General features: G+C 71.2%; 8 protein-coding genes and 2 riboswitches. All 8 genes read right to left on the bottom strand.

The features are described from left to right. Positions 1-133: 133 nt before the first annotated feature. The 8 genes from FNH05_RS21755 to FNH05_RS21720 all read right to left on the bottom strand — a co-directional run bounded on the left by FNH05_RS21755 (position 134) and on the right by FNH05_RS21720 (position 10,677). The gene (locus FNH05_RS21755) at positions 134-844 is read right to left on the bottom strand and encodes a FadR/GntR family transcriptional regulator (RefSeq protein ID WP_144590557.1); all 711 of its coding nucleotides are present in this window, start codon (positions 842-844) and stop codon (positions 134-136) included. Position 845: 1 nt separating this feature from the next. Then, positions 846-2,198 carry an L-serine ammonia-lyase gene (locus tag FNH05_RS21750; protein ID WP_144590556.1) on the bottom strand — a complete coding sequence of 451 codons (1,353 nt, stop codon included), beginning with the start codon at positions 2,196-2,198 and terminating at the stop codon, positions 846-848. Between the two features lies 1 nt (position 2,199). Beyond that, complete coding sequence (gene gcvT, locus FNH05_RS21745; protein WP_144590555.1) at positions 2,200-3,279, bottom strand: glycine cleavage system aminomethyltransferase GcvT; 1,080 nt, start codon at positions 3,277-3,279, stop codon at positions 2,200-2,202. Between the two features lie 3 nt (positions 3,280-3,282). After that, on the bottom strand, positions 3,283-6,108 hold the full coding sequence (gene gcvP, locus FNH05_RS21740; protein WP_144590554.1) for an aminomethyl-transferring glycine dehydrogenase: 2,826 nt from the start codon (positions 6,106-6,108) through the stop codon (positions 3,283-3,285). Between the two features lie 49 nt (positions 6,109-6,157). Further along, a riboswitch (glycine riboswitch) is annotated at positions 6,158-6,249 on the bottom strand. A 1-nt stretch (position 6,250) separates the two neighbouring features. Continuing rightward, positions 6,251-6,344, bottom strand: a riboswitch (glycine riboswitch). 42 nt (positions 6,345-6,386) lie between these two features. Beyond that, complete coding sequence (locus tag FNH05_RS21735; RefSeq protein WP_144590559.1) at positions 6,387-7,151, bottom strand: 3-oxoacyl-ACP reductase; 765 nt, start codon at positions 7,149-7,151, stop codon at positions 6,387-6,389. A gap of 5 nt (positions 7,152-7,156) precedes the next feature. Continuing rightward, positions 7,157-8,521, bottom strand: a complete 1,365-nt coding sequence (locus tag FNH05_RS21730; RefSeq protein ID WP_186382670.1) for an aldehyde dehydrogenase family protein — start codon at positions 8,519-8,521, stop codon at positions 7,157-7,159. Between the two features lie 76 nt (positions 8,522-8,597). Continuing rightward, positions 8,598-9,320: a gamma-glutamyl-gamma-aminobutyrate hydrolase family protein gene (locus FNH05_RS21725; protein ID WP_144590552.1), complete on the bottom strand. Its 723-nt coding sequence runs from the start codon at positions 9,318-9,320 to the stop codon at positions 8,598-8,600. Then, positions 9,301-10,677, bottom strand: a complete 1,377-nt coding sequence (locus FNH05_RS21720) for a glutamine synthetase family protein (RefSeq protein WP_186382669.1) — start codon at positions 10,675-10,677, stop codon at positions 9,301-9,303. Before FNH05_RS21720 ends, FNH05_RS21725 begins: the two co-directional genes overlap by 20 nt. Positions 10,678-10,897: the final 220 nt, after the last annotated feature.

The following is a 10,897-nucleotide window of genomic DNA, read 5'->3' as shown; positions in this document are numbered from 1 at the left end:
AAACAAGACAAAAACCAAAACCAAACGTTAAAACTCAAGGGACCCTTCACGGCCAACACTCACGCGACATTGCCCGAACCCTGGCCGATAGGGCTGTGAGGGGACCCCTCACGGCCCGCCCGGCCGGGATTGCTCAGGCGAGGAAGGCGCGGAGCAGGGACTCCGTGCCCTCCAGGTGTTCGGCCATGGCCTGGCGGGCGGTCGCCGCCTCACCGGCGAGGATCGCCCGGACGATCGCGTCGTGCTGGACGTTGGAGTGCTCGAGGTTCGGCTCCAGCAGCGGGATCCGGTCGAGCAGCCGGTTCACTCGCATCCGCACGTCCGCCACCGCGGAGGTGAGCGAGCCGGATCCGGTCACCTCCGCGATCGCCAGGTGCAGGCGCGAGTCCCGGCGCCGGTAGTCGGCGAGATCGGCGGCGGAGGCCTCGGCCAGCGTCGCGGTCAGGTGTTCGCGCCCGGCCTCACCGAGCGGGCGGCTCGCGGCCAGTTCCGCGGCGCCGGTCTCCAGCACGTGCCGCAGGCTCAGGGTGTCCTCGAGTTCGGCGACGGTGAGCCGGAGGCTCTCCTCCTCCAACGGCTCCGGCAGCGTCTCGTTGACGAAGGTGCCGCCGTAGCGGCCCCGCCGCGATTCGACGTACCCCGCGTCGGCGAGCGCCCTGATCGCTTCCCTCAGCGTGACCCGGCTGACGCCGAGCCGCTCGGCCAGTTCCCGTTCGGCGGGGAGCCGCTCACCGGCGCCGACAACCCCGAGCCGGATGGCCTGCAGCAGGCGCTCGACCGTCTCCTCGAACGCGTTCCCGGCCCTCACCGGCCGGAACAACGCCTCCCCCGCGCCGCTTTCCATGTCAGCATTCGATCACGTTGACGGCGAGTCCGCCGCGCGCGGTCTCCTTGTACTTGACCTTCATGTCCGCGCCGGTCTCGCGCATGGTCTTGATCGCCTTGTCGAGGGTCACCACGTGGACGCCGTCGCCGCGCAGCGCCATGCGCGCCGCGTGGATCGCCTTCGCCGCGCCGACCGCGTTGCGTTCGATGCACGGGATCTGCACCAGCCCGCCCACCGGATCGCAGGTGAGCCCCAGATGGTGCTCGACCCCGATCTCCGCCGCGTTCTCCACCTGCGCGGGGGTGCCGCCCAGCACCTCGGTCAGCCCCGCCGCGGCCATCGCGCACGCGGAGCCCACTTCTCCCTGGCAGCCCACCTCCGCGCCCGAGATGGAGCCGGTCTGCTTGAGGATCGACCCGATCGCCCCGGCGGTGAGCAGGAAGGTGACCACCCCGTCGTCGCCCGACTCCCGGACGAACCGGCGGTAGTAGTGCAGCACCGCCGGGATGATCCCGGCTGCCCCGTTCGTCGGTGCCGTCACCACGCGGCCCCCGGAGGCGTTCTCCTCGTTGACCGCGAGCGCGTACAGGCTGACCCAGTCCATTGCGGACAGCGAGTCCTCGGTGCCCTCCTCGGCGAGCAGTTTTTCGTGCAGGGCCTTCGCCCGCCGCGGTACCTTCAGCCCGCCGGGCAGCACGCCGTCGTGTGCGCAGCCCTCGCGCACGCAGTCGGCCATGACCTCCCAGATGTGCAGCAGGCCCTGCCTGATCTCGTCGCGGCTGCGCCAGGAAAGCTCGTTGCGCAGCATGATCTCGCTGATCGGCAGCCCGGTTTCTCGGCACAGCGTGAGCAGTTCGGCGCCGGTGGAAAAGGGATGGGGCAGCTTCGTGTCGTCCTCGGCGATCCCGAGTTCGCCACGGACGAAACCACCGCCGACCGAGTAGTACGTGCGTTCGGCCAGCAGGTCCGGCCCGAACGCGCGGAAGACCATGCCGTTCGGGTGCTCCGGCAGCGACCGGCGCCGGTGCAGCACCAGATCGGTCCGCTCGTCGAAGGCGATCTCGGGACCGCCGGGAAGGGTCAGCAGGCCGGTTTCCCTTATCCGCGCGACCTTTTCCGGCACCGAAGCGGTGTCCACGTCCTCGGGCCGCTCACCGGACAGTCCCAAAAGGACGGCCCGGTCGCTGCCGTGGCCGTGCCCCGTCGCCCCCAGCGAGCCGAACAGTTCCACCCGGACGCGGGTGGTGCGGGGAAGCAGCCCCTCTTCGGCCAGCGCCGCGACGAACAGGCAGGCCGCCCGCATCGGGCCGACGGTGTGCGAACTCGACGGCCCGATCCCGATGGAGAACAGGTCGAAGACGCTGATGGCCATTTCAGCCGCGGCGGTAGAACGGCATCGAGACCACCTCGACCGGTTCGATGCGGCCCCGGATGTCCACCGACAGGCTCGTCCCCGCCTCGCCGTATCCGGCGGGCACGTAGGCCATGGCGATCGGATGGCCCAGCGTCGGGGACAGCGCACCGCTGGTGATCTCCCCGATCTCGCGGTTCCCGTCCAGCACGCGGTAGCCGTGCCGGGGCGCCCGGCGCCCGCTGCCGCGCAGCCCCACCAGGATCTTCTCCGGTTCGGTCCGGGCCGCCAGCGCGTCCCTGCCGACGAAGTCACCGGGCTTGTCGAACTTCACCACGCGGCCGAGACCGGCGTCGAACGGCGACAGTTCGCGGTTCAGTTCGTTGCCGTACAAGGGCATTCCGGCTTCCAGCCGCAGCGTGTCCCGGCAGGCCAGCCCGGCGGGCAGCAGCCCGTGCGCCGCTCCGGCCTCGCTGAGGATCCGCCACAGATCCGAGGCTTCGGCCGCGGGCACGTACAGTTCGAAGCCGTCTTCGCCGGTGTAACCGGTGCGCGCCAGCAACACCTCGTGCTCCCGCACCCGGGCGGGCATGCTCGCGTAGTACTTCAGCTCCGCCAGATCGGCTCCGGTCACCGTGCCCACGATCGCCGCGGAGTGCGGGCCCTGCACCGCGACCAGCGCGGTTCCGGCCGAACGGTCGGTGACCTCGGCGTCGAAGCCGGAGGCCCGGGCGGTGAGTTCGGCGGCGACGGCGGGCGCGTTGCCGGCGTTGGCGACGACGAGGAACTTCTCCTCGGCCAGCCGGTACACCACGAGGTCGTCCAGCACGCCGCCGTCGGGCGCGCAGATCATCGTGTAGCGGGCGCGGCCGGGCTTGACCGCGGACAGCGCGCCGACCAGCGCGTAGTCCAGCGCCTGCGCCGCCTGCGGGCCGGTCAGCTCGATCTCGCCCATGTGCGAGAGGTCGAACAGGCCCGCGGCCTCACGCACGGCCCGGTGCTCGGCGAGCTCGCTCGAGTACCGGACCGGCATCTCCCAGCCCGCGAAGTCGGTGAACAGCGCGCCGAGTCCCTTGTGGACGCCATGGAGTGCGGTGTGCATGGGTCAGCTCCCGTAGGCTTCGATCGGCGGGCACGAGCAGACGAGGTTGCGGTCGCCGTAGGCGCCGTCGATGCGGCGGACCGGCGGCCAGTACTTCGCCTTGGGCGAGACTCCCTGCGGGTACACCGCCAGCTTCCGGTCGTAGGGCAGATCCCAGTCCGAGGTCAGCGTTTCCGCGGTGTGCGGGGCGTTGCGCAGCGGACTGCGCTCCACCGGCCAGCGGCCCTCGGCGATCTCCTCGATCTCGCGGCGGATGGCGATCATCGCGTCGCAGAACCGGTCGATCTCGGCCACGTCCTCGCTCTCGGTCGGCTCGACCATCAGCGTGCCCGCCACCGGGAAGGACATCGTCGGCGCGTGGAACCCGTAGTCCACCAGGCGCTTCGCGACGTCGTCCACGGTCACGCCGGTGCGCTTGGTGAGCGCGCGCAGGTCCAGGATGCACTCGTGGGCGACCAGGCCGTTGCGCCCGGTGTAGAGCACCGGGTAGTGCGGGGCCAGGCGTGCGGCCACGTAGTTCGCGGCCAGCACCGCGACCTTGGTGGCCGAAGTCAGCCCGGGGGCACCCATCATCCGCACGTAGGCCCACGAGATCGGCAGGATCGACGCGGATCCGTACGGCGCGGCCGAGATCGGGCCGACCCCGGTGGCCGGGCCCGCCGCCTCGTCCAGCGGGTGGTTCGGCAGGTACGGCGCGAGGTGCTCGCGCACCGCGACCGGCCCCACGCCCGGCCCGCCACCGCCGTGCGGGATGCAGAACGTCTTGTGCAGGTTCAGGTGCGACACGTCGCCGCCGAACTCGCCCGGCTTCGCCAGCCCGAGCAGCGCGTTGAGGTTGGCACCGTCCACATAGACCTGGCCGCCGCCCTCGTGCACGATCCGGGCGATCTCGGTGATGCCGTTCTCGTACACGCCGTGGGTGGACGGGTAGGTGACCATGATCGCGGCCAGGCTGTCGCGGTGGGCGTCCACCTTGGCCTGCAGGTCGGCGAGGTCCACATCGCCGTCGTCGTTGCAGGCGACCACCACCACGCGCATCCCGGCCAGCGCCGCGGAGGCGGCGTTCGTGCCGTGGGCCGAGGACGGGATCAGGCAGACGGTGCGCCCCTCCTGCCCGTTGGCCCGGTGGTAGGCGCGGATCGCCAGCAGCCCGGCCAGTTCGCCCTGGCTTCCGGCGTTCGGCTGCAGCGAAACGCTGTGGTAGCCGGTGACCTCGGCCAGCCAGCCGCACAGCTGGCCGATCAGCTCGCGGTAGCCCGCGGCGTCCTCGGCCGGGGCGAACGGGTGCAGTCCGGCGAAGGCGGGCCAGGTGATCGGCTCCATCTCCGCGGTCGCGTTGAGCTTCATGGTGCACGAGCCCAGCGGGATCATGCCGCGGTCCAGTGCGTAGTCCTGATCGGACAGTCGCCGCAGGTAGCGCAGCATGGCGGTCTCGGAGCGGTGCGAGTGGAAGACCTCGTGGGTCAGAAACTCCGACCGGCGGGCCAGCCCGGCGGGCAGCGCCGGGGCACCCGGCTCCGCGTGGGCCTCCAGGTCGAAGGCGAGCAGCACCCGGCGCAGTGCGTCCTCCGTGGTGACCTCGTCGCAGGCGATGCGGACGTGGTCCTCGTCGGCAAGGCCGAGGTTGACGCCGAAGCGGCGTGCGTCGCCGATCAGCCGGGCGGCACGGCCGGGCACCCGCACCAGCACCGTGTCGAAGAAACTCTCGTGGACGACCTCGACCCCGCCGTCCCGTAGCGCGGCCGCCAGCCCGGAAGCGAGGGAATGCACGCGGGCGGCGATGTCCCGCAGTCCGTCCGGGCCGTGGTAGACCGCGTACATCGCGGCCAGCACCGCGGGCAGCACCTGGGCGGTGCAGATGTTGGAGGTGGCCTTCTCGCGGCGGATGTGCTGCTCCCGCGTCTGCAGCGCCAGCCGGTAGGCCGGGGCACCGTCGGCGTCCACCGAGACCCCGACGAGACGGCCGGGCATCGACCGCTGAAGGCCGGACCGTACGGCCAGGTAGCCGGCGTGCGGGCCGCCGTAGCCCAGCGGCACCCCGAAGCGCTGCGTGGTCCCGGCCGCGACGTCGGCGCCGAACTCGCCCGGCGCCTCGATCAGGGTGAGGGCCAGCAGGTCGGCGGCGACGGTGTAGAGCGCGCCCGCCTCCCTGGCCACGGTCCCGATCGCCTCGTAGAAACCCTTGCCCCGCAGGACACCGGAGGCCCCGGGGTACTGCACGACCACGCCGAAGAACTCCTCGGGCAAGCCGGTGGCCAGATCGCGCACCACCACCTCGATGCCGACCGCCTCGGCACGGGTGCGCACCACCGCGATGGTCTGCGGCAGGCATTCGGCGTCCAGCACCACCCGCTGCGACTTGGCCTTGGAGGCGCGCCGCATCAGCATCATGGCCTCGGCCACCGCGGTGGACTCGTCCAGCAGCGACGCGTTCGCGGTGTCCAGGCCGGTCAGGTCGGACACCATGGTCTGGAAGTTGAGCAGCGCTTCGAGCCTGCCCTGCGAGATCTCCGGCTGGTAGGGCGTGTAGGCGGTGTACCAGGCGGGGCTTTCCAGCACGTTGCGGCGGATCACCGCCGGGGTGACCGTGTCGTGGAAACCCAGCCCGATCATCTGCGTCATCGGCCGGTTCCTGGCCGCGATCGCCCGCAGCTCGGCGAGTGCGTCCTGCTCGGAGGCCGCCACGGGCAGGTCGAGTTCGCGGGGATTGCGGATGGCCGTGGGCACGGCCGCCTCCACGAGCGCGTCGAGGCTCGAGTACCCGCACTCGGCGAGCATCTTGGCCTGCTCGTGCCCGGACGGTCCGATATGGCGGTCGGCGAACAACACGGGAGCTCCTCACTACCGGACGCGGACTCGCTCGCCCGCGGCTGGGAACTCCCCCTCTGTCATCGGCACCTGAGAGTTTCACCGCTCGCGCGGCTTTCACCTTGGGTGAGGCGCACCGGCTGCGCCTGCTTTCCAGAGTGGCCTGGCCCGAGCGGTAACTGGTACCTGAGAGATTGGCGGGGAAGTTGCTCCTTCGGTGCCCCGTGTGGTGACGGGGGCTCTCCCGCTCAGGCTCATGTCGGCCGTGTTCAGTTGTCTGGTTTCACTCTACAGCGCCCTTACAGCGGGGTAACGTACGCGCCGCTGATCCCACCGTCCACCAGGAACTGTGACGCCGTGATGAACGACGCATCGTCACTGGCGAGGAAGGCGACCGCGGCGGCGATCTCCTCCGGCTCGGCGAACCGGCCCAGCGGCACGTGCACCAGCCTGCGGGCGGCCCGTTCCGGGTCCTTGGCGAACAGTTCCCGCAGCAGCGGCGTGTTGACCGGTCCCGGGCACAGCGCGTTCACCCGGATGCCCTCCCGCGCGAACTGCACGCCCAGTTCACGGGTCATGGCCAGCACCCCGCCCTTGGACGCGGTGTAGGAGATCTGGGAGGTCGCCGCGCCCATCACCGCCACGAACGACGCGGTGTTGACGATGGAGCCCCTGCCCTGGCGCTGCATGTGCGGGATCGCGTACTTGCAGCACAGGTAGACCGAGGTGAGGTTGACCTGCTGCACCTTCTGCCAGGCCTCGATGCCGGTGGTGAGGATCGAGTCGTCCTCGGGCGGGGAGATCCCGGCGTTGTTGAACGCCACGTCCAGCGAGCCGAACCGCGCCACGGTGGTGTCGAACAGCGCCTGGACCTGCGCCTCGCTCGTCACGTCCGTGGCGACGAACTCGCCGTCCACCTCGTCGGCGGCGGCCTTGCCCGCGACCGCGTCGACGTCGGCGACCACCACCTTGGCCCCCTCGGCCGCCAGCCGCCGGGCCGTGGCCAGGCCGATGCCGCTGCCCCCGCCGGTGATCACCGCGACGCGGCCGTCGAAACGCTGCATGGACCTCATACCTCCGTGCTCAGGAAGACGTTCTTGGTCTCGGTGAAGGACTCGGCCGCCGCCGGGCCGAGCTCCCGGCCGAGGCCGGACTGCTTGAACCCGCCGAACGGCGTCCAGTACCGCACCGAAGAATGCGAGTTGACCGACAGGTTGCCCGCCTCGACCCCGCGCGAGACCCGCAACGCCCGGCCCACGTCCGAGGTCCAGATCGACCCGGACAGCCCGTAGGCGGTGTCGTTGGCCAGCCGGATCGCGTCCGCCTCGCCGTCGAACGGCACCACCGCCACCACCGGGCCGAAGATCTCGTCGGTGACCAGCGGATCGGCCGGGGACTCCGGCAGCACCACGGTGGGCGGGAACCAGAAACCGGGACCGTCCGGGGCGCTCCCCCGGAAGGCGACCCTCGTGCCGTCCGTAACGTAGGAGGCCACCTTCGCCCGGTGCGCGGCGGAGATCAACGGGCCCATCTCGGTGCGCTCGTCGGCCGGGTCGCCGACCACCACCCCGCGCACCGCCGGTTCCAGCAGCTCCAGGAACCGGTCGTAAACCGGCCGTTCCACCAGGATGCGGGACCGGGCGCAGCAGTCCTGGCCCGCGTTGTCGAACACGCCGTAGGGCGCGGTCGCCGCGGCCTTCTCCAGGTTCGCGTCGGCGAAGACGATGTTCGCGCTCTTGCCGCCGAGTTCGAGGGTGACCCGCTTCACCTGCTCCGCGCAGCCCGCCATGATCCGCCTGCCCACCGCGGTGGAGCCGGTGAACACGACCTTGCGCACCGCGGGGTGGGTCACGAACCGCTGCCCCACCACGGGCCCCGCCCCCGGCAGCACCTGGAACACGTCCTCGGGCAGGCCGGCCTGCCGCGCCAGCTCCGCCAGCCGCAGCGCGGTCAGCGGCGTCTGCTCGGCCGGTTTGAGCACCACGGTGTTCCCCGCGGCCAGCGCGGGGGCGAACCCCCAGGCCGCGATCGGCAGCGGGAAGTTCCACGGCACGATGATCCCCACCACGCCGAGCGGTTCGTGGAACGTGACGTTCACCCCGCCCGGCACCGGGATCTGGCTGCCGAGCAGGCGTTCCGGCGCCGCCGCGTAGTAGTGCAGCACGTCACGGACGTTGCCCGCCTCCCAGCGGGCGTTGGAGATCGTGTGCCCGGAGTTGCGCACCTCCAGCCGGGCCAGGTGCTCCCGGTCCGCGTCCACCGCCTCGGCGAAGGCCCGCAGCAGCCGCGCGCGGTCGCCGGGGGCGACGGCGCGCCAGGCGGGCAGGGCCGCCTGCGCCCGCGCGATCGCCTCGTCGGTCTCCTCCAGCGAAGCCAGCGGCACCGAGGTGAAGACCTCCTCGGTCGCCGGGTCGACCACGTCCACAACGGTCACGATGTCGCCACCTCCAGTGTTCCGCGTGCCGTGAGGGGACCCCTCACGGCTCTGGCCACAACCGGTCGGCCCTCGTTCACGTGGCGGCCTCCAGGAGTGCCGCGAACAGCCGTACGTCTTCGACGTCCTGTTCCGGATGCCACTGCACCCCGAGCACGAACCGCTCGCCCGGCAGCTCCACCGCCTCGGTGGTGCCGTCCGCCGCCCAGCCCACCGCCCGCAGCCCCGTGCCGAGCCGCGCCACGGCCTGATGGTGGTAGCAGTGCCCCTTCGCCTGGGTGCCGAGGATCGCGGCTGCCCGGCTGTCGGCGGCCAGTGTGATCCGGTTGTGCCCGTAGACGCCGGGCCCCGGCTGGTGCTCGGCGTGCCCGAGCTTGTCGGGCAGGTGCTGGGTCAGCGAACCGCCCAGCGCGACGTTGAGGACCTGCAGGCCCCGGCACACGCCCAGCACCGGCAGGCCCCGCGCCACGGCATCGGCCGCCAGCGCGAACTCGAAGGCATCCCGTTCGGGGCGGCTGACGGTTTTCTCGTGCGGCATCTCGCCGTAGCGTGCGGGATCGACGTCGGCGCCCCCGGCGATCACCACCGCGTCGACGGCGGCCAGCGCCGAGGTGTCCGTGCCGACCGAGGGCAGCAGCACCGGGACACCGCCCGCGCGCACCACGCAGTCCACATAGGACCGTGGCACCAGTGCGGCGCCGGTGTCCCACACACCCCAGCGCGCCTGCTCCACATAGGTCGAGATACCGACCACGGGCCGCGAGGCGCGCGGGGCGGGCTCAGAGCCGTTCGAAACCACGGATCCGCTCCCAGTCGGTGACGGTCGCGTCGAACGCGGCGAGTTCGACGCGGGCGGAGTTCAGATAGTGCTCGACGACCTCGTCGCCGAAGGCCGCGCGGGCAAGATCGCTCTTCGCCAGCAGTGCGGCCGCGTCCCGCAGGTTCGACGGCACGGCCGGTTTACCCGAAGCGTAGGCGTTGCCGGTGAACTCGGGTTCGAGCGGCAGTTCGTGCTCGATCCCGTGCAGGCCGGCGGCCACCAGCGCCGCCACCGCGAGGTAGGGGTTCACGTCACCGCCCGGAACACGGTTTTCGACCCGCAACGACGGTCCGTGCCCGACCACCCGCAGCGCGCAGGTGCGGTTGTCCGTGCCCCAGGCCACCGCCGTGGGCGCGAAGCTGCCCGCCGCGAAACGCTTGTAGGAGTTGATGTTCGGCGCGAAGAAGTAGGTCAGCTCGCGCAGGCAGGCCAGCTGCCCGGCCAGGAAGTGCTCCATCACCGGGGAGAACCCGCGCCGGCCGTCCCCGGCGAGCACCGGTTCGCCCTCGGCCGAGCGCAGGCTGAGGTGGATGTGGCAGGAGTTGCCCTCGCGCTCGTTGTACTTGGCCATGAAGGTCAGGCTCCGGCCCTCCTGGGCGGCGATCTCCTTGGCCCCGGTCTTGTAGATGCTGTGGTTGTCGCAAGTGGACAGCGCGTCGGTGTAGCGGAAGGCGATCTCGTGCTGGCCGGGGTTGCACTCGCCCTTGGCGGACTCGACGTACATCCCGGCACCGGCCATCTCGTTGCGGATCCGGCGCAGCAGCGGTTCGAGGCGACCGGTGCCCAGCAGCGAGTAGTCCACATTGTACTGGTTGGCCGGAGCAAGCTCGCGGTACCCACGCCGCCAGGCCTGCTCGTAGCTGTCGTCGAAGACGATGAACTCCAGTTCGGTGCCCACGTACGCGGTCAGGCCGCGCTCGGCGAGCCGGCCCAGCTGGCGCCGCAGCACCTGCCGCGGCGACGCGGGCACCGCCCCGCCCTCGACCCACTCCACGTCCGCGAGCACCAGCGCGGTCCCCGGATGCCAGGGCAGCAGGCGCAGGGTGCCCAGGTCCGGTCGGAGCACGAAGTCGCCGTAGCCCTTCTCCCATGAGGACATCGCGAAACCGTCGACGGTGTTCATGTCCACGTCCACGGCGAGCAGGTAGTTGCAGGCCTCGGTCGCGTGCGGCACGACCTCCTCGAGGAAGTACCGCGCCGCGCACCTCTTGCCCTGCAGGCGGCCCTGCATGTCGGTCATCGCGACCAGAACGGTGTCGATCTCGCCGGAATCAACCAGTTCCCGCAGCCGGTCGACGGTGAGCAAGCCCCTGGCAGTGCTGATCCGGTCGGTCATCCGGTTACCCTTCCGCGCGCCGCTCGACCCCCTCAAAGGCTCACTATTGATCCATTGACCGCCCCTGTCAAGCCGGGCCACGCTTTTTGCGCGGACTCCGCCGCGCGCGAAGGGAAAACCGATGCCTGACGAGATCATCGACGTGTGGATGCAGCAGCCCAACGCGGGGTTCATGGCGCAGCCCTGGCTGGACACCTTGCAGCGCTGGACCGGCATGTCC

Origin of the sequence: Amycolatopsis rhizosphaerae (genome assembly GCF_007713715.1) — a bacterium.
In the GTDB taxonomy this organism is placed as follows: Bacteria; Actinomycetota; Actinomycetes; order Mycobacteriales; family Pseudonocardiaceae; genus Amycolatopsis_E; species Amycolatopsis_E rhizosphaerae.
The sequence above is the reverse complement of the archived record's forward strand: the minus strand, read 5'-3'. Positions and strand labels throughout refer to the sequence as shown.

Coding starts and splice junctions, on each gene's coding strand:
- FNH05_RS21755 (WP_144590557.1), bottom strand. CDS start 844: ATGGAAAGCGGCGCGGGGGAGGCGTTGTTCCGGCCGGTGAGGGCCGGG.
- FNH05_RS21750 (WP_144590556.1), bottom strand. CDS start 2,198: ATGGCCATCAGCGTCTTCGACCTGTTCTCCATCGGGATCGGGCCGTCG.
- gcvT (WP_144590555.1), bottom strand. CDS start 3,279: ATGCACACCGCACTCCATGGCGTCCACAAGGGACTCGGCGCGCTGTTC.
- FNH05_RS21735 (WP_144590559.1), bottom strand. CDS start 7,151: ATGCAGCGTTTCGACGGCCGCGTCGCGGTGATCACCGGCGGGGGCAGC.
- FNH05_RS21720 (WP_186382669.1), bottom strand. CDS start 10,677: ATGACCGACCGGATCAGCACTGCCAGGGGCTTGCTCACCGTCGACCGG.